This is a genomic window from Catenovulum adriaticum (genome assembly GCF_026725475.1).
Taxonomy (GTDB): domain Bacteria; phylum Pseudomonadota; class Gammaproteobacteria; order Enterobacterales; family Alteromonadaceae; genus Catenovulum; species Catenovulum adriaticum.
Map to the genome: position 1 here is coordinate 2,125,923 of NZ_CP109965.1, position 19,545 is coordinate 2,145,467.

15 protein-coding genes are annotated in these 19,545 nt (G+C 37.9%); 1 reads left to right on the forward strand and 14 read right to left on the reverse strand.

Annotated features, from left to right (window positions below; genetic code table 11):
* Nucleotides 1–26: 26 nt before the first annotated feature.
* A complete protein-coding gene (locus tag OLW01_RS09250; protein ID WP_268073583.1) occupies nt 27–1,670 on the forward strand; it encodes an IS1634 family transposase in 1,644 nt (547 codons plus the stop codon).
* Here the strand turns inward: OLW01_RS09250 and OLW01_RS09255 are convergent.
* The 14 genes from OLW01_RS09255 to OLW01_RS09320 form a co-directional block, all read right to left on the reverse strand.
* Complete coding sequence (locus OLW01_RS09255; RefSeq protein ID WP_268073584.1) at nt 1,645–1,809, reverse strand: hypothetical protein; 165 nt, start codon at nt 1,807–1,809, stop codon at nt 1,645–1,647. The two genes, OLW01_RS09250 and OLW01_RS09255, sit on opposite strands and share 26 nt — an antisense overlap.
* 1,273 nt (nt 1,810–3,082) lie before the next feature.
* Complete coding sequence (gene wecA, locus OLW01_RS09260) at nt 3,083–4,153, reverse strand: UDP-N-acetylglucosamine--undecaprenyl-phosphate N-acetylglucosaminephosphotransferase (protein WP_268073585.1); 1,071 nt, start codon at nt 4,151–4,153, stop codon at nt 3,083–3,085.
* A gap of 1,092 nt (nt 4,154–5,245) precedes the next feature.
* Complete coding sequence (locus OLW01_RS09265; RefSeq protein ID WP_268073586.1) at nt 5,246–6,253, reverse strand: NAD-dependent epimerase; 1,008 nt, start codon at nt 6,251–6,253, stop codon at nt 5,246–5,248.
* Nucleotides 6,254–6,409: 156 nt separating this feature from the next.
* Nucleotides 6,410–7,813, reverse strand: a complete 1,404-nt coding sequence (locus tag OLW01_RS09270; RefSeq protein ID WP_268073588.1) for a mannose-1-phosphate guanylyltransferase/mannose-6-phosphate isomerase — start codon at nt 7,811–7,813, stop codon at nt 6,410–6,412.
* A 15-nt stretch (nt 7,814–7,828) separates the two neighbouring features.
* Nucleotides 7,829–9,013, reverse strand: a complete 1,185-nt coding sequence (locus OLW01_RS09275; RefSeq protein WP_268073590.1) for a glycosyltransferase family 4 protein — start codon at nt 9,011–9,013, stop codon at nt 7,829–7,831.
* A 1-nt stretch (nt 9,014) separates the two neighbouring features.
* The gene (locus OLW01_RS09280; protein ID WP_268073591.1) at nt 9,015–10,055 is read right to left on the reverse strand and encodes a hypothetical protein; all 1,041 of its coding nucleotides are present in this window, start codon (nt 10,053–10,055) and stop codon (nt 9,015–9,017) included.
* Between the two features lie 9 nt (nt 10,056–10,064).
* On the reverse strand, nt 10,065–11,147 hold the full coding sequence (locus OLW01_RS09285) for a glycosyltransferase (RefSeq protein WP_268073592.1): 1,083 nt from the start codon (nt 11,145–11,147) through the stop codon (nt 10,065–10,067).
* Nucleotides 11,137–12,288: a hypothetical protein gene (locus tag OLW01_RS09290; protein ID WP_268073593.1), complete on the reverse strand. Its 1,152-nt coding sequence runs from the start codon at nt 12,286–12,288 to the stop codon at nt 11,137–11,139. Before OLW01_RS09290 ends, OLW01_RS09285 begins: the two co-directional genes overlap by 11 nt.
* Nucleotides 12,289–12,298: 10 nt before the next feature.
* Nucleotides 12,299–12,937, reverse strand: a complete 639-nt coding sequence (locus OLW01_RS09295) for a hypothetical protein (protein ID WP_268073594.1) — start codon at nt 12,935–12,937, stop codon at nt 12,299–12,301.
* On the reverse strand, nt 12,937–15,144 hold the full coding sequence (locus OLW01_RS09300) for a polysaccharide pyruvyl transferase family protein (protein WP_268073595.1): 2,208 nt from the start codon (nt 15,142–15,144) through the stop codon (nt 12,937–12,939). The genes OLW01_RS09295 and OLW01_RS09300 overlap by 1 nt, the downstream gene beginning before the upstream one ends.
* 9 nt (nt 15,145–15,153) lie before the next feature.
* Complete coding sequence (locus OLW01_RS09305) at nt 15,154–16,602, reverse strand: lipopolysaccharide biosynthesis protein (RefSeq protein ID WP_268073596.1); 1,449 nt, start codon at nt 16,600–16,602, stop codon at nt 15,154–15,156.
* Nucleotides 16,589–17,617, reverse strand: coding sequence for a glycosyltransferase family A protein (locus OLW01_RS09310; RefSeq protein ID WP_268073597.1), 1,029 nt, complete (start codon nt 17,615–17,617; stop codon nt 16,589–16,591). The genes OLW01_RS09305 and OLW01_RS09310 overlap by 14 nt, the downstream gene beginning before the upstream one ends.
* A 14-nt stretch (nt 17,618–17,631) precedes the next feature.
* Nucleotides 17,632–18,465: a sulfotransferase family protein gene (locus OLW01_RS09315; protein WP_268073598.1), complete on the reverse strand. Its 834-nt coding sequence runs from the start codon at nt 18,463–18,465 to the stop codon at nt 17,632–17,634.
* Nucleotides 18,462–19,544 (reverse strand): DegT/DnrJ/EryC1/StrS aminotransferase family protein, encoded by a 1,083-nt coding sequence (locus OLW01_RS09320; RefSeq protein ID WP_268073599.1) that lies wholly within the window; start codon nt 19,542–19,544, stop codon nt 18,462–18,464. The genes OLW01_RS09315 and OLW01_RS09320 overlap by 4 nt, the downstream gene beginning before the upstream one ends.
* Between the last annotated feature and the right edge of the window lies 1 nt (nt 19,545).

Below are 19,545 nucleotides of genomic sequence, written 5' to 3' on the forward strand. Positions count from 1 at the left end.
TAGCACCTCAATTTAGTGAGGTGAATATGAAATTAAAAATCAAACGGTTAGATCATCATGGCATTGTAGCAGGCGTAATTGACGACTTGAAACTAGTTGAATTAATAGACCAATATTTACCTCAAGATGAAAAGCAAGAGATAACACCAGGTGAAGCGGTTAAAGGCATGATTATGAACGGGTTGGGCTTTTCTAACCGACCTTTGAGCCTCACACCACAATTTTTTGAAAATTTGCCAATGGAGCATCTTTTTAGACAAGGAGTCGAGGCAAGTCACTTTAACCGTCACAAATTAGGACGCACACTCGACCAATGCAGCGACTTTGGTTGTGACAATCTTTTTGCTCGTATTGCCTATCAAGCTTGCCAAATAGAGCAAGTCGACACCCAATTTCAATCTTTAGATACAACAAGTTATTCACTTACAGGCCAATACAATATAGATGATGAACAAGAAGATGAAATTCCAATTCAAATCAAACATGGATACAGCAAAGACCATAGACCTGATTTAAAACAAATCGTGCAAGAGATGATTGTTACGCAAGACGGCGGCGTCCCTATGCTCAGTAAAAATTGGGATGGCAATGCATCTGACAGCACTATATTTAGAGAGCGTGCCAGCGCATTGGTAGATACATTCAAAGCAAGCGATGCCCCCAAATTTTGTATAGCAGACAGCAAATTTTACCACAAAGAAAATGCCGAATTTCTCCAACAAATTCGATTTATCACTCTCATTCCATCCACGATAAAATTAGAAAATCAGTCCATTTCAGAAGCGTTAACGGCCAATGATTGGACACGTATCAACGACAACTATCAATACAGACCGCTTAGAGTTGAGCATATGGATATTGAGCAGCGTTGGCTGGTTGTTTACTCTAACGCAGCAAAAGCACGTGCACAGAAAAGCATCGAAGGTTTAGTGGCTAAAGAGCGCAAAGCATTGGATAAAGCCCTATTTCATTTGCAAGCGCAAAGATTTGCTTGTGAAACGGATGCACAAAGCGCCTTAGCAGTATTAGATAAAAAGCAAAAATACCATAGTTTAAGCATTGCTGAGTGCAACGCACATAATCAATATGAAGGAAAAGGCCGACCCAAAAAAGATGCGGTGGTTCAATCAGTGCAATGGCAACTTATCGGCCAAGTGACCGAAGATAAAGCCGCGCAACAGAATTACGTCGAACAAAAATCTTGTTTTGTATTGGCAACAAATGCCTGTGAAACTGAGTTAAGCGATGAATGCGTTTTTGAGCGCTACAAAGCGCAATCTCATGTTGAGCGAGGGTTTAGATTTTTAAAAGACCCACTATTTTTTGTCTCGTCACTTTTTATAAAAAAGCCAAGCAGAATCGATGCCTTGTTGATGATTATGACGCTGTCGTTATTGGTTTATAGCATAGGTCAAAGACGGTTACGTGCGAATATGGCTAAAGCGCAAGTAACCATTCCAAACCAGATAAATAAACCAATTAGCAATCCAACTTTACGTTGGGTATTCCAGTGTTTTGAAGGTGTAAACCTAGTGCAGCTTGATACCCACTATGACTATGAGTTGGTGCATGTGGATGGGATAAATGACGTGAGGAATAGTGTAATCCAGCAGCTCGCAGGATGTGCTGAACGCTACTATAAAATTAATAATTTTGAGCTTGGGGTCTGATCAATGTCGGTTGAAACGAACCGCAATCAACCAAAATAGCCTGATGAGGAGAAATGTTTAATTGATGACACGAACCAGTCACACCATCGACCGCCCCATGATGAATAATCCCCGGAGTTTGCATAACTTTTTGATTCATAGATAAATCCCTTTAAATAAAACCAATTTAAAGTTTAGGGAATAACATGAAAAAAACAAACAAAAGATAAAATGAAAAGTTAAGCAGAAAGATTTGAGACGTGAGAATTGAGAGTTGAGAGTTGAAAAAACGTAGCCTTGATTAGCGAAGCATGAGCGTAATCGAGGATCAAGGTTAAAAGTAACAATTGTACGATTACGCACTCACGTGCTAATCGTACCTACGGTGCTCCGTCATTCCTGCGCAGGCAGGAATCCAGCAGTCATCACAAATGCCATTACCAACCAAAAAACATAACCAGCACCATAACTGCCTGTTAAATTCTAAAATTTAATCAACATTCAAATAGCCAAAGGGATACCCGCCTCGATAACTGCTCCCTGCGTTATTCTACCTCCTGAATCCATTCAGTCGTTCGCGGGTATGACGAATGTGTTAACAGGCATAGTGAATCTGTAGGGTGGTTTAGCGAAGAATGAGCGTAAGCCACCAGGAAGATTTTAGGATTCAGGCGCTAGGTTTGAGGTTTAAAATATCGCGTGCGCTATCGGCATTTTGCTCCCGGCAATGCTCTACGACCTATATCCCTATAGGCCAGCTGCATGCCTACAGGGTTTAAAAACCCAAACCTCTCAATTCTAAAATCTAAATTCTTATATCTGACATAAACCACTGTAGGCGTGCAGCTGGCGGGTTGTAATTTGTACCCCGAGTTTAGATTATATTGTAGACGCGAAGCTTGCTCGCGTTTTTGGGTGTAAGGCAACATCGAGATCAATTACCGAAATCTAGCATTTAAAAGCAATACAAAAATATATTCGCCCAACAAACACCGCGTGCGCTGTCGGCATTTTGCTCCCGGCAATGCTCTACGACCTATATCCCTATAGGCCAGCTGCACGCCTACAAGGTTAAAAAACCAATGCCTAAATTGAATGTACGATTACGCGCCCACCCCGCTAATCGTACCTACGGTGCTCCGTCATTCCTGCGCACGACTGAATGGATTCAGGAGGTAGAGCAATGCAGGGAGCAATTGCCGAGGCAGTGTAATCCAGCAAGCCCCACAAAACCTCAAGTGAAAAAACCCAACCTCTCAATTCTAAATTCTAAAATCTCGCCCCTAGCAGCAAAGCGCCCTAGTTTCTAGAAACCTAGCGCCTAAAAATCTAAATTCTAAAATCTAAATTCTAATCTTTTGAAACCTATCCCCTCTCCCCTAAACGAAAAAAGCCTGCAAATGCAGGCTTTTTTTACAAAAATAAATTCGAGCTTAAGGTGCGGCTCTTTTGGCTCTTATGCGTTTAACGGTTTGGCGGCGTACAAAACGCACCACTTTCCAAACATGCACTAACGAATAACAATACAGTGCAAATATCGCTAAAAACGAAACAAACATAAACCACTCTGGTAACTGATAAATCTCACCCACAATACCAAAACCAGAATAAAACATAGACAAACCAAAAATAATGGCAAGCGACTGACGAGAGCTAAAACCGGCTCTTAAAAAGATATGATGCAAATGATCACGATCAGGCAAAAACGCAGACTGGCCCTTACGAATACGGCGGTAAATAATAGCCGCCATATCCATTAACGGAATACCAATAATCCAAAGTGCAGTAACGGTTCTAAAAGCAGGCGTTTCAGATTGCGTACCAATAGTTAATAACCAAATAACACTCAAACCAATAAACATAGAACCCGCATCACCCATAAAAATCTTTTTAACCGGGCCCGGTACTAAACTTAAATTAAAGGCTAAATAAGGAAGAATTGCACAAACTAAAATAACTGGCAAAGCTAAAAATGTATGCTGGTCAGTTATAAAAAATAAAATACCAATACTAGCGAACGTGTTTAAAGCAAGTGAGCCGGCTAAGCCATCTATCCCATCTGTCATATTAAAAGCGTTAATAGCCCCAATCACAGCAAGAAAAGTTAATAACGTACCTGCAACGTTAATATCAATATCACCTAAGCCAACTAAATTGCCTAAATTGTGAATATACATATCAGCGCCAAACACCATAATACTGGCAATGAGTACCTGCGATACAATACGCGAGCGCACACTTAAATTATGATAATCATCCAGCACACCTAAAAACACCACAAAAGCAGACGATATTAAAAATAAAGTAACTGTTTTATCACCCGGAAAAGCCACCATACAAGCAACTAAGGTAGCAAAATAAAACGCCATACCACCCACTAACGGGATAGCACCTGAATGTTTTTTACGAACATTGGGTTTATCGACAAGACCGATTTTTTCGGCAAAAGGCTGTAAAACAAATACTGAGGCAAAGCTAATAGCAATCGCAGCTATTATTTCCATACAAAACTCCGTTTAGGTCACGCTAGTTCAATCGGCGCTTATAATACACCAAGCAGACTAACTTGAATATGACAAAATGAAAAATTTATTCTTCATTATCCCTGTGCGTAAGGCTTTTAACACTAAACTGTGAAATTGATCAAATTATTTAAACATAATTAACTGACCAATAACCAGCACACATTTTACAAACAAATTAATTATAGCAGACAATACAAAAAAGCAAGAAATGACATAACAATATAAGATTCTAGATAATAGGCTTTTAGGCGCTAGGTTTGAGGTTTAAAAACAGCCTTCCCCTCAAACCAAAAACCCGCGTTTCCACGTATCGTCATTCCGTACAGTGAGGAACGAACGTGATACGGAATCCATCTTATTAGCAACACACCAGCAATTACCGAAAACCCGCGTTTCCACGTCTCGTCATTCCGTACAGTGAAGGACGAACGTGATACAGAATCCATCTTATTAGCAACACGCCAGCAATTACCGAAAACCCGCGTTTCCACGTCTCGTTATTCCGTACAGTGAAGGACGAACGTGATACAGAATCCATCTTATTAGCAACACGCCAGCAATTACCGAAAACCCGCGTTTCCACGTCTCGTTATTCCGTACAGTGAGGGACGAACGTGATACGGAATCCATCTTATTTAGCAACACGCCAGCAATTACCCGACAACCCGCGTTTCCACGTCTCGTCATTCCGTACAGTGAGGGACGAACGTGATACGGAATCCAGCTTATTAGCAACACACCAGCAATTACCGATAGCTTACGCTTCCACGTCTCGTCATTCCGTACAGTGAGGGACGAACGTGATACGGAATCCATCTTATTAGCAACACACCAGCAATTACCGATAGCTCACGCTTCCACGTCTCGTCATTCCGTACAGTGAGGGACGAACGTGATACGGAATCCATCTTATTAGAGGATTAATTTTAAACACCTCAAATGTACGATTACGCACTCACGTGCTAATCGTACCTACGGTTTTCGAGAATCTCGCCCCTAGCAGCGAAGCGCCCTAGAGCCTAATTCCTAGAGCCTAATTCCTAGAACCTGCTCTCCAAAACCTAAATTCCCCTATACCCCATAATATTCTCGATACCAATCAACAAAGGCTTTAACGCCTTCTTTAACACCCACTTGTGGTTTATGGCCTGTTACTTTTTCTAAATCGTCGGTATCTGCCCAGGTTTTATAAACATCACCTGGCTGCATATCCATAAAATTCTTTTTAGCTTCAGTACCAATGGCATCTTCAATCGCTTTTACAAAATCCATCAACTGAACAGGTGAACCATTACCAATGTTGTACACATAATAAGGTGCTGAACTATCTTTAGCAGATCCACCTTCTGGTGCCCAATCGTTATTAGCAACAGGCGGTTTTTCAGCAACCCGTAAAATACCTTCTACAATATCGTCTATATAGGTAAAGTCACGTGCCATATTGCCATTGTTATAAACGTCAATTTCTTTACCCTCCAAAATCGCTTTTGTAAATTTAAACAAAGCCATATCTGGGCGACCCCAAGGGCCATACACAGTAAAAAATCGTAAACCCGAAGTTGGAATACCATACAAGTGCGAATACGTATGGCTCATTAGCTCATTTGATTTTTTAGTGGCAGCATAAAGCGAAATAGGATGATCAACCGAATCTTCAGTTGAAAATGGCATTTTAGTATTTAAACCATAAACCGAACTACTAGAGGCATAAACTAAATGCTTAACATTATTGTGTCGACAGCCTTCTAAAATAGCCAAATGCCCAATCAAATTAGAATCAGCATAAGCAAACGGATTATCAATTGAATAACGAACACCAGCCTGAGCAGCTAAATGAATTACCCGATCAAACTGTTCTGTTTTAAACAATTCAACCATGCCTTCACGATCAGCTAAATCAATAAATTTAAAACTAAATCCTTCACTTGGCTCTAATACTTTAAGCCTATCTTTTTTTAACTGAACTTCGTAATAATCATTTAAATTATCAATACCAACAACAGTATGCCCTTGGCTTAATAAACGTTGTGCCGTATGAAAGCCAATAAAACCTGCAGCACCTGTAACTAAATATTTCATCAAATACAATCCAAAAAGTGTTCTAAGCGGAGCGCCCTCATATGGCATGTGTCGTTAAACTAATAACGCGAGCCAGCTTCGCGTCTAAGAAAAAAAACCAACTAACCGCAGACGTCAAGTTGGCTTATAATCCAGTAACGAATAGCCCTAACCTACCTAAACCCGACCATACTTATCTTCAAACCGAACAATATCGTCTTCACCCAAATATGAACCTGACTGAACTTCGATTAGCTCTAAATCGACTTTACCCGGGTTTTCTAATGCGTGAATCACCCCTACCGGAATATAAGTTGATTGATTTTCGGTTAATAAAATATCTTTATCGCCATTAGTAACCTTTGCAGTACCCGATACCACAATCCAATGCTCAGCTCTATGATGATGCATTTGTACCGATAATTTAGCGCCCGGTTTAACCGTAATACGTTTAACTTGATAACGTTCACCATTATCTATTGAATCATATTTACCCCAAGGGCGATAAACTTCACGGTGAAACTCGTGTTCACTACGCTGATCATTTTTTAGTTTAGATACAATCTGTTTTACATTTTGCACTTTATCTTTTGCGGCTACTAATAATGCATCTTTGGTATCTACAATTACCAAGTCTTCAACCCCAACCGTTGCCACTAAGCGATCACCACCTTGAACCAAGCAATTATTGGTATCATGTAAAATAGTATCACCTTTAGCAGCGTTACCATTCTGGTCTTTATTATTTACATCCCATAAAGCCGACCACGAGCCAACATCACTCCACTGCGCATCCAACGGTATAACCACAGCAGAACCCGTTTTTTCCATCACCGCATAATCAATAGAATCATCTGGGCAAGCTTCAAACGCGGCTTTATCAACCCGAACAAAATCTAAATCGCTCGCCGTATTGCCAATCGCTTTTTTACAAGCGGCTAAAATTTGTGGTTGATGCTTCTCTAATTCGGCTAAATAACGGCTAGCTTTAAACATAAACATGCCACTATTCCAATAATATTCACCAGAGTTAAAATATTCAGTCGCAGTTGCTAAATCTGGTTTTTCAACAAAGCTAGCAACCTGGTATGCATCCCCTTGTTCATTGCCTCGTTTAATATAACCATAGCCGGTTTCAGCATGGCTTGGCACTATGCCAAAAGTAACCATAGCGCCTTGCTCAGCAAGCGTTTCTGCTTTAGTGATTACCTTTAAAAATTCGGCTTGTTGCGCAATTACATGGTCAGCCGCTAACACTAATAAAACCGGATCAGAACCATCAGCAACCGCCTGCAATGCTGCAAGTGCAATAGCTGGCGCTGTATTTCGGCCAACAGGCTCTAGTATAATAGGGCTTTGTAACGCATTAATTGCTCTTAATTGCTCGGCAACCATAAAACGACTTGCCTCATTACAAATAACAAGTGGTGCTTTATGTTCAGAGCCTGCCAGCCTTAAAACCGTGTCTTGCAACATTGTATTATCACTGGTTAGTGACAAAAATTGCTTTGGGTAAACTGAACGAGAAAGTGGCCATAAGCGCGAGCCAGTGCCGCCAGCCATAACAATAGGTAAAAACATTTTTAATCCATTCAATCAGTTTAATAATTTATCAATTAGCTTTATCATAGGAAAGAGTTTCCCTTTCCACGTATGAGCTTTTTTAACATACTCGTTGCCTTGCGAACCCAAATTTTCCGCATAATCAAGATTTTTAGCAATATTTGAAATAACTTCAACATAGTCATTAATATCGTCCGCGACTAAAAGCTCCTTTCCTACTTCAGCTTCAATACCTTCTAAGCCAACAGAAGAGGTAATAGCAGGCATTCCCAAAGCCATATATTCTAAAACTTTATTCTGGACACCAGCACCTAAACGCATAGGACATACGCCCGCAATTGCACCTTTAGCAGCTTCAGCGACGCTTTCAACCCCACCAGTAGCTAATGTGTTCGCGTAACAATTAAATTCTTCCTTTATTTGTTCTTTAATACGCCCAATCACTTTAAATTGATAGTTACCTCGTTTGACAAGTTCAGGCATTACCGACTTGGCAAACCAACGCGCCGCATCTAAATTCTGAACCGTAGTCATATTACCAATAAAAACAATCGTTTTACCATCGGGTTGATAATCGCAAGGCAAAGCGTCAAAGCTCACGCCATTAGAACAAACCAATACTTTATCTCGACTGGCCGAGCCAGCTGGAAACAAATAATCTTTATCGACTTGCGACACAAAAACCGACAAATCAAAATCTTTGGCAATTTCTTGTTCATAATTTTTTAACCGGCTTTGTTCTACTGAATACACCATGTTTTTAAAACCGGATGATTTTGCAATAGCCCCAACTCGTTCGTAGTTCATTGAAATTGCATCAGTCATTTCCAATACTTTAGGAATATCAGATTGTCTCAAATAATGCCCTGTTCTTATTAAATGAGCTAATGCAAGATCATGTTGAGGAACAAACTCATCAACCTTTTTTTTAAATTCAGCCGAAGAATAATAAGCAACTTGTAATGGTGTTTTAGTTGGTAAAGTAAACAAACAATTTAAATACGATTTCCATTTGGGCAACAATACACGCTCAACCTTAGCAAAAACACCATCGTCTGGAATTGGCATCTGCATCTCTTCCTGAGTTTCACACAAGCTAAGCAAAGTCAAGTCGTAGTCTTTTGCTAACTCTTTACAGATATAGTAAATTCGCAATCTGTCACCACCAATCACTGGGTATGGGAACCTAGGAGTGGTAATTAAAATATTCTTCCTCATATCATCTAGCCTTTCTACCTATCTTTAATGCCCAAAAGCAACTATTAGTGCGGCATGTCCCAAATATAATCGCACAAACAGTCCAAAAAATGGGGTTACCAAACCAGCTTTGGAAAAACAAAGCTATTAACATGATTACACATAAGAAATCTCGAAAGTACCCATGTCCTCTGCGCTCAAATTCTTCAACACCAGAAGATATAATTGCCAACAAGAATACGCCATATATGATCCCAAAAATGCCGTACTCAAAAACAAGGCGAAATAGTATTCCTTGTGGGGTCCCATCACTGATGTAAAAATTATTGATAAACGTTTGGCTCTCCCTCCAAAACGCCTGAAGGTAAGGCTCACCACAAGCTTTTGTCTGTATGCCCAATATAGATTTAGGTAAATCTACCGTAAAACATTCGATTACATATATATTAGAAAATATTCTCCATAAATTAGCACCTTCCAGAAAGAAAATTAACCCACTAACTTCGATGGAATAAAACTCAAATAACTTCCACATTAAAACATATAAAACTATCGTGATAAGACACATGGAGAAAAAGCTCAAGCTTCGAGCCAGCCGCACAGCCCATAGTAAAACAACGGTTAACAGCAGCATCTCACTCTTAAGTACAAAAAGATATAAAAACAAACAAATAGCAGTCATAAGTACCCTAGGATACTTAATGTTGTATATGTAGATCAAAAGAGCCATTACAAAAAAAATTACAATTGTCTTTTGAGATTTTTCTATACTAGACAATAAAACTAATGTAACTACTACTGCAAAACTCAATAAAAATAGTCGGGGGGTGCGGGATAAGTCAACCTTTAAAAAACTCAGCAACAGTAGTAAAAAAAGTGGTTCTTTGAATTGCTGGAGATAAAGCATTTCGAACATGTCTACAAACAAAACCCCCGTCACTAATACAACTTGACTTACTTTGAGGCTCTGAAATGATTTAATCAATCCACCACACAGTATTACAATTGCAAATAGCTTCCCCAGCACACTCCATCCGACAATAGCTAGCAAAATTGCATTCACAAAATGAGCCTATTCAACAGTTGTTTCTAGAAGGAAGTCAACTAACTTTGTTCTAGGGCTTAATAAATCGGGTGTACGACTAAGTGCCATCCATTTATCATGGTCTTCGTTGACCCAACGAATTAAACCTTGAACCATCCTCTGTTGTGTATTAAAAAAACTAGCTTGGCCAAATTGTTCGAACTCAACGAGAGCGCCTACATCAATGGCAAATACTTTTAGCTTTGCAATCAAAGCGTCTTGAAAAGTTAAACCATAAGATTCAGGTAAAGTACTCGTATGAACAAATACTTGCGACTCTTGGTAAAATTTTGGCACTTCTTTTTGATCTACCCATCCAATCGTCTTAATATCAAGCTTCGAAGGATCACATTTATTTACTAACTCCTGGATTAAAGGCAACTCCTCCCCGCTCCCAAGTATTGAAACAGCTACTTTTTTTTCTAGTTCATGAGCGCTTTTAACTAATTGGCTTACAAAGGAATAGACCCCCTTGCCTGGGGTAAGGCGCGCACAAATTAAAATGTTTATTGGTCCCAAATGCTTCATTGCACTTTGCAGTTTAACTCCGTCACAAGAAAGCAACGTTTTTTCGTATTCTGAAATTCCCCATGGGTAGACGTGAAACTTTGATTTATATGCCTCCAAAGGAGTTTTTAGCATTTTCCTTTTTTGAAATTTTGAGGGCAATATATAGGCTGCAGCATTTTTGACAGCGTGTACATACAATTTATCTACTTTCAATATCGACTTAATCGTAGTTGGATGACCAAAGAGAGCGCGATCCTCTGAACCATGCGATAAAACAACGTAATTAATGCCGAAGCTAGAGGGAATAAACCCCAACAATGCGGAAATTTGGTCATTTAAAATAACCAAATTAGGTCGATGCACAATCAAATTCATTATAAACTTAAATATAAAGCAGCTATAGCCGAACCATTTAAAACGCCCTTGAAAAGGAAGTTTTACTAATGTAATGTCTAAGTTGCCAATACTGGACAGCGAAGAGGCTAAGCTCTGCGCTACGACTCCAGCTCCCCCGCCATACGGCGGAAACTCTGCGCTTAACAACAGAATTTTATTTGTCATAACATTTCCCCAATTCATACGCTTTAACGCATTTAAAAAATGTATGATGATACGGTCCCAAATGTTGATCAATTGAAGCGTCAAGGACTTTAATGCAAGAGTCGCTCGAAAGAGGTTGGATATTGCCAAAAAAGTGTATACCCACCCCTACCTTATATTTCTCGGGAACTGAAAGTCCAGAGACGCCCGCCCTAAGCAATGAAATCGTAGCAAAAACCTTTTTCAAAGATTCCTCATTAGTCACCCAAGAGTTATTAATCAATCGAAATATTTGTTTTGATTCAATTTGTGCATATACGTTCGTTCCTCGACTAGGAAGAACTATACCAAATTTATTAAACAAAGCTTCTCCGATTAGGCCTGCACTACCATTAGTAATTAATTTCTTAATAATATCAGTTTTTTGGTTTGACCAAGCTCTAGTGTAATTAGCAACATTGTCAGCATTATTGAAATCACACACAGCAGGTCTTTTAAAGATGACACAATCATGAAGAAGTTGCGTTTGGTATGAGAATCCTCCCCCATGTCTTGCCATATCTGGTGGTGAGTATTTATTACTCACATACCCCAAGTACGCTGTAACATGGTCACCCATAAAACTATTTAACTTAAAACTGTCATGCAAATCACTAGACCTAGCAAATAGCGAGTAGGTATTAATGGGGCCAGCAGCACAATATACCTTTTTACACGCTAGCATTTGACCATCAGCTAATTCGATGCTGGGATTTTTATCACGGCCGTGTATGCGCCTCACTAATCCAGAAATAAAATGCACTGAGTTTAAGTTCCTCATTTTGGGCCTATGCACTCTATACGGAACAAATACACGAGAGTCAGAATCACATAAGAGTGACTGTTTTCGCATATCCCCATACCAAGAACGGAGTAATTTTAAGGATTCGTCATTACCAATGTATTTACTTGGTATAACTCCATGCCATCCAGCCCCTAAACCTCTGCACCCACTATACATAGATGTCACAAGTCCTCCATCAAGCTCGACAGTTTTTAAAGGGCTAGAGGGATAGCCGGAGGGGGCAACAACACAGACTTTCAATGGTTTTTCTGTTTGCAATAGTCCTTCCAAAAACGACTCGGCAATCAGCCCACTTCCAATCAAAACAATATCAAACATAAATTAGTACTCAGTTAAATTGCCTGAACAAATAACCGTAGTTATTATATCCCAGTAACTTAAACACAATATCTAAAGGTCGAGAGATGAAAAATGGTAAGTAACTAGATAGCTTATAAATGCGGTACAGTAGCAGTAGTTTTAAGCTTTGACTTGTAAGACAATCTACTTTAAATAACTTTATCTCCTTAGAGTCCTCAATGCTTGACAATTTCTTCCATTCATTAATGGAGCAAGCCAATCCGTCCAAAGACGTATACGGGACTGAACCATGTATTTTCCCTAAATCATGTGTATTTTCAATTAAACCAGCTTTTACGATGTAAAACAAGTCGAAATTTGAGACCACAAATTGTTCAACGATTAGTTTGTTCTTTACATATCCATAACGATGACAACTTTCAAAACAGGTTGCACTTGTCGAAAGAAAGTAAACTTTTTTTATACCTGACCGGTTTAAACGAACGAATAAAGCAATGTTGTCTTCCAACTTCTTAGACCATGAAAAGACTACTGCTTGAACGATATCATTTTTAACAAGTAGTTCGAAATCGTCTCGGTAGGAAACTTCAATATCACCCGTTCGGAATATAGCATTTTTCAACAACTGATATACTTTAGAATTCTTGCCAATATAAGCCGTTTTCATTATTTTTCCCCAATTTTAACTTGGTTAATTATTTTCGCTAGTTCAAAAGAAATATTTTCGGACGAGTAGGAATGCCTAATATGGTTAGCTACTTGGGCTCTAACTAAATCTCCCTTCTGCTCAAGTGCACGAATCCCCCCCTTTAGCTTCACCAACAAATCACCTCGAGTATCGAATGTAGGATTATACAAATCGTCTAAACAAGATGGTAAATAATCAACTATTCCTGACTCCTTTCTAACTAAAGGCAAAGCACCAACTGCCATGGCTTCTAAAATAGAGTTGGGGGAGGTATCCAAATTTCCGATGGATAATACAATCGATGGTTCACTTAAAAGCTCTCGAAGCGCAAGTTTATCTAGTAATCCTTTGTGTTTGACTGGGCCACTAACGTTACGTTGCTTAGTGGAGCCAACCGCGCAAAATTGAATATAGTCTGAGCTAAACTCAGCTGCTAGACTCTCGAATACGTCAAACCCTTTTCGGGGTTCATCAAGGTCTTTCGCAATCAAAAGTATTTGAATCTTATTAGGGCTCTTTTCCTTCGGTTTAAAGTCGTAAAACCAAAAAGAATCAACCGCATTTGGCAAAACATGAACCCGCTCCTGTATGCAAGGTAGGACTCGTAAAAGAGAGTTTTTTAACCAAACGCTAGGGGCGAGTACGTGAACATTACTTTTGGAAAGCAAGCGTAGCTTTTGCTCTAAAAAATAATTGTTAACTTTTTTAATAGCATGAGTCTCTTTTTTAGTTGTGTTGTAATGCAAAGTACCTAGCCAAGCCCACTCATCTGACATTCGCCAAAATATATGCTTATCCGACCTAATAAGCTCCTTAAGCGTTATAGTATTGTTGCCTATCCACGTACCAAAAACATAGTCATGTCTAAAAACATCAAGTACTGGTAGACGGCTATAAATGTTTACTGTCCGGTAGCTAAAATCTCTCGCCAAAATAACCAGTAATACGTGCAATAATTTAGCAACCATATCATGAATCCATTGCATTGGACTATTGCGGCCACCCGATGGCTTCACAAAAAATTTGTTACATACTACACCATCTACCCGACCCAGCGCATTACAAAGGCCCTTTGTGCCCGTACCACTACCTCCTACATAATCACTGTATCCAATTACAGCGACAGAAACTGTCGAAAGCTTATTTATGAATTGTCGAACAAAAGTTCTTTTTATTTCTTCATACTCTAAAGTCCCATAAGTATCTAAAAAACCGTAAATTTTTGCAGAGATAACCCAAGGTTTGAGTTCACACCCTTCAATCTTACCTAAAATCAAACTATGCATTCGGCCTGAGAATACTACGCGAGATCTTGATAACAGACGGCGATATTGGTCTAACGATTCAACACCATCAACTAATTCTATAGGGTTATTTACAGCTGCTTTTAATAATTGATATAAATCGCGATTACAGGCTGCATCTTTATGGGTGGTAGACGCCAGATAAATAGGCTCTTCAGAATCTATAATTAATGACTTTGTTTTGTTTAACCAAGCATTTAAGTAACTGTCGTAAGTGTCATACTGATTATCTGTTACCTCATTTTTATACCTTTGATATACCGCATAATCAGTCATTCCAACAATGATACCATTCGCTTTTTGTGCTTTGTCTAACGGAGTTAACCCAAATGCTAAGTCGGGGCAAAATTCTGCTTCCACATTAAAATAACTTTTGAGCTTGCCAATTGAAGCAGTTTCGCGGACGAATATCGCATCACACTGCTGCAGTGCTTTTTTATATAATTTTACCTCGCTAGGTAAAAAGTTTTCACCACACCCTACTCCAGCCACATAAACTGGTATATTTTTTTGTTTTGCATATTTAACCCAGGCATGCATCGCAATAGGAAACGCAAAACCAGATAGAATTAGTTGCCCCCCACCAATAATAATTCCGTCATATTGATTATTAAGCTGGTTTTGGATTAAAGCTTTATTTTTTTGTAGCCACAAAAAGTGAAATAAAGGTTTAATAGATAAAATGGACCGTTTTAGCTTTGTTAAAACGCTTTTTTCTACTTTTTGTTGGCTGGCTTGTTGAACTTGTTTTTTTGTAGAAAAAGGAGCAGATTCATATGTATACCCTTTTTCTGACAATAACGTTTTAAGACCTTCATTAATAGCATGGTCACCAATATTGTCAGATCCGTTTTCATTGACGAGTAAAAAATGTTTTGTCACGTAAAATCCTTAACTTGCTCGTTTTTTATTTTTTAAATTTTGCAACATTTTTAGGGTTAAACTTAGCGAATCGAGTTTGAGCACAAAAGCCCCCCCAACAAACATAATAAGTGAAAGAAGCCCTAAGATAATCAACTCAATAAATGCCGGTAGAGTCAAAATTGTTTGTAAATACCAAACAAAAATAGCAACTACAGCAGACAATATTAAGTTTGGTAAAAAGTCTTTCATTTGTTGAACAAACGAATAACTTACCAATTTATTTGAGAGATATACGCTAGGGTAATAATTAACTGCCTGACTTGCTATCTGCCCATATAAAATAGCTAGTACACCATGCTTATAGGTAAAAAATAATACAATAAAACCTGTAAGTTTTTTAACAATTTCTAAAAACAAGTACCAACCACTATGTCCTTTAATTTTTATAATATTTAGGTTTATTGAAATAATTGGTATCACCAAGCATGATATACACATTAATTGTAAATAAGGCACAGCTGCTAACCATTTGTCCGGCAGAAGTAGATCAAAAACAACTGCAGCTAAAGCAGCAAAAATAAGCAGTATGGGAAATACCGTAAATGTCATCACTTGCATTATTTTACGATAGGCCTGCTTTAATCTCGCCGAGTCATCTTGTATTTCTGAAAGAGCTGGAAATGTAACCGTTTGAATAGATATAATCAGCTGTGTTATTAATAGCTCCTTAACTCTATCAGCAAAGAAATACAAACCTGCTAACGACACTGTAAATGTCTTCGCAATGATCATCACAAAAATATTTTTATAAAACGTATCTAGCAGGCTAGATAAAAATAGCTTATAACCATAGTTATACATTTCTTTAAGAGAATGCATACAAAAACGCATTTTAGGACGCCAGCTACTTTGTAGCCATAAAAATGCTGATATCAGTAAAGATGATAACAACATTTGTCCAATTAAAGCCCATACCCCAAAACCCAAATATGCTAATAAAACAGCAGAAGCACCTGAAATGATGGCGGCTGGAAAGTTAGCCTTAAGTAACGCTTTAAATTCCATTTTTTTAGACAAAATTGCAGTTTGTACAACCTGAAATGCATTAAATATCAAGATAAGACCAGCTATTTTGATCAGGCTTGTCAGCTGAGGTTCATTATAATACGCAGATATAAAGGGGGCAGCTATAAACAAGACGATATAAGCAATAGCAGATAGCAGTATGTTTGCATAAAAAGCTGTATTAATATCTAAATCTGTTAAATTTAATTTTCTGATCAAAGCCTGTTTAAAGCCAGACTCCATTAACGCATTACCTAAAGCTAAAAACAAACTCATCATGGCAACCAAACCATAATCTTCAGGTGTTAAAAAGTAAGCAAGTAGCAGCGTCACCAGAACTGAAATTCCACGGCGTGAAAATTGCTCTAAAAAACTCCAGATGACACCTAATGCCGTTTTATTTGTTAACACGCTTGGCCTTTAAAAGTTTAACTTTGAACAAAATGCGTTTAAGAACGCCTAAAACTAAAGCCAATAAACCATGAACTTTGTTGTAAGAACCTATTGGCAATTTAAGTAGTTTCCTATATGAAAATATACGATTGCTTAAGTTGAGGTTAGAGTTTCCTATAAAACGGTAAATTCGACCCAGCATAACTCGATCAAAAATGCGGTCGTAATTATGCTTAGTTATTTTTTTTAGCTCTTCATTTCGTTGTGTAAATTCAATGAAGTTATTTACTTGAGCTTGTAATTTTTTGGCATTTTGAAAACTCCAAGAACCTTCGTGCATCGAGCGATAAACCGACATTTTTTCAGGTAAGTATAATGCCCCGCCTTTTATAGCAGAAATAATTTGTATTGCACTGTGCCGTAGTAATTTACGATAAAATTGAGGAAAGTCTCCACGACAGTGAATTAAAGCATGTGTACGAATAAACATAGATGCCATGGGCATAAGCCCACCGCTTATTTCAATTACTTTTTTAATTGGAATAATTTTTGAAGTTGATCCCTGACAGCCATATCCGTTATCCAATATTTTTCCATCTAAACATGTATATGCTGGATGAAAACATATATTTAACTGAGGTTTAGTAGCCAATTCATCATATTGTTTTTGCAACTTACTTTCCACACACCAATAGTCATCCCCTTCACACAAGGAAATAAACTCAGTATCTATTTTAGGTAATAGCAAATCTAACGGTCGATTTCCTTTAGAGTATTGGTTTTCTTCTGGAAAAACAGTTTCAATAATATGCGGGTACTTTTGCTGCCATGCTTTTATAATATCTCTAGATTTATCTGTCGATAAGTCATCATAAATGAGTACCTTAAATGGAAACTTGGTACGCTGAGCAAAAAAACCCTCCATTGCTGAGTTAATATATTTTTCATGATTAAAACATACACAGCAAATTGTTACTTTGAAGTTCAAGTCATCCCAAGCGACTAATAATTCGTTTTCAGTATAGATTTTCAAAGTTACTCCAAATGTCAGCTCAATAACTCATAGCCAAAATGAGCCAGTGTATCTGCAGCAACTTTTTCAAACTCTGCGATATCTGCCTGAGAAAGTATTCTTTTGAATTTAAAGTTGTCATTTTCAATTGGTTTTTTATTTTTTGATTTCCACTCATCATATTCTTTAGGTTCGTAATTGTCTGAGTTTTTATAATAATCCAACATCTTAATGTCATATTTATAACCTAAAAACTTGCATACGCGTTTAAGTTCATTTTCAGGCTTTTCTACTAAATCTTCTAATCGAATTGTTATGATTTTTTCAGGGGGGATGCCTGCTCTAATTTTATTATTGTTTTGTGACCAACTGCTTGCTATCTCCGTTATATTAGTCGGTAAAATAGGCGCGTATTTTGAGGTATACTTTTTATTCATTAGCTGTAAATATGAACAGGCTACGTCTCTTCCATCCCTTACAATATGTATATAAGACATTGATGAGTTTATTTTTTTTAATGTATCAATATGATCGAGATAAAAATTATTTTTATCTCCAATAAACTGGACTTGTTCATTTTCACGGTAGAACTCATAAGTTTGTAAAATTGCACTTTTTAGAGAATCTACTTTGTTTTTGTGTAAATACGCTGTTAGCTCTTTTTGATCTATTTGCCAAGATTCAATTTTTTTTGTCTGACAAAGCTTTTCGACATATATCTCAGGCGAAAATTCTCCTTCCCAGTTTTCCATTAACCACACGGCGAAGCCAGCTTCTGGTGGCACTGTAATGTCTGGATGAGTAGATAGCATCAGCCGAAGTAAAGTTGTTCCTGATCTTGGGTTTCCTAATATGCAAAAATCAATCATTTAATTACCTTTTTAATCAAACTTACTACAAGGTCGGCATCCTGTTTAGACATATAAAAATGTAAAGGCAAACAAATAATAAACTTTGTTTTTTGCTGAGAAATGACAGTTCCATTGTTTTGAACGTGTGCAAATGCACTATCTAAAGAAGGTTTAAAATAAGGCCTAAACTGTATGCCATTGTCATTTAATATCTTGGACACCTTTATAAAATTATCCATATTCATTAAATTAACTGGAAAATAAGCACCGTTATAATTAGCATTAGGATGCCATTTAGGTGTTTCAATTAAGGTGTTTGATAAGCCATTTAAATATGCTCGAAACAACTCAGCCCGATGTTTTAATATGTTATCTACATTATCCAGTAAAGTTAGGCCAACTGCACATTGATATTCATTTAACTTCGCATTAATTCCAACATCCGTGATTTCACCGTTGTCTAAACCAAAGTTAATAAGTTGTTTTGCTTTTTCGAAATCAGCTTTATGCTTAAAGATAATAGCGCCACCCTCAACTGTATGGAACACTTTAGTCGCATGAAAACTAAGCGTGCTCGCATCGCCAAAATTGAGTACCGATTGTTCACCTACTTTAATGCCAAATGCATGCGCAGCATCATATAAAACTTTTGTATTATATTTTTTGGATAAATCACCAAATGCAGAAACATCGCAAGGATTGCCATAAACGTGAGTTGCTACAATTCCATTTAAAGATGGATCGTTCTGTAATGCAATCTCAGTTGTGTCTGGCGATAGGTTATAGGTTTGAGAGTCAATATCACAAAACTGAGTTTGTATATTTTGCCACAACAACGAGCTGGTTGTAGCGACAAAGCTAAACGGGGTGGTTATCGCATTTGAGATACCAAGCACTTTATAAGCGACTTGCAAAGCCAAAGTACCATTAGAAACAAGTAATAAGTTTCTCACCCCTAAATATTCTTCTAGACGTGACGTTAATTCTTGATGCAATGGGCCAAAATTCGTATACCAACCGCTATCATTGACTTGCTCTAGATAACTTGTCAGTTTTTTTAAGTCTGGCGCTACAGGGCTATTTAATGCAATATTCATA

Excerpts from the sequence above, each read along its gene's own strand:
- OLW01_RS09250 (WP_268073583.1), top strand. The coding sequence starts at position 27 with ATGAAATTAAAAATCAAACGGTTAGATCATCATGGCATTGTAGCAGGC.
- OLW01_RS09255 (WP_268073584.1), bottom strand. The coding sequence starts at position 1,809 with ATGAATCAAAAAGTTATGCAAACTCCGGGGATTATTCATCATGGGGCG.
- wecA (WP_268073585.1), bottom strand. The coding sequence starts at position 4,153 with ATGGAAATAATAGCTGCGATTGCTATTAGCTTTGCCTCAGTATTTGTT.
- OLW01_RS09265 (WP_268073586.1), bottom strand. The coding sequence starts at position 6,253 with ATGAAATATTTAGTTACAGGTGCTGCAGGTTTTATTGGCTTTCATACG.
- OLW01_RS09270 (WP_268073588.1), bottom strand. The coding sequence starts at position 7,813 with ATGTTTTTACCTATTGTTATGGCTGGCGGCACTGGCTCGCGCTTATGG.
- OLW01_RS09275 (WP_268073590.1), bottom strand. The coding sequence starts at position 9,013 with ATGAGGAAGAATATTTTAATTACCACTCCTAGGTTCCCATACCCAGTG.
- OLW01_RS09285 (WP_268073592.1), bottom strand. The coding sequence starts at position 11,147 with ATGACAAATAAAATTCTGTTGTTAAGCGCAGAGTTTCCGCCGTATGGC.
- OLW01_RS09290 (WP_268073593.1), bottom strand. The coding sequence starts at position 12,288 with ATGTTTGATATTGTTTTGATTGGAAGTGGGCTGATTGCCGAGTCGTTT.
- OLW01_RS09295 (WP_268073594.1), bottom strand. The coding sequence starts at position 12,937 with ATGAAAACGGCTTATATTGGCAAGAATTCTAAAGTATATCAGTTGTTG.
- OLW01_RS09315 (WP_268073598.1), bottom strand. The coding sequence starts at position 18,465 with ATGATTGATTTTTGCATATTAGGAAACCCAAGATCAGGAACAACTTTA.
- OLW01_RS09320 (WP_268073599.1), bottom strand. The coding sequence starts at position 19,544 with ATGAATATTGCATTAAATAGCCCTGTAGCGCCAGACTTAAAAAAACTG.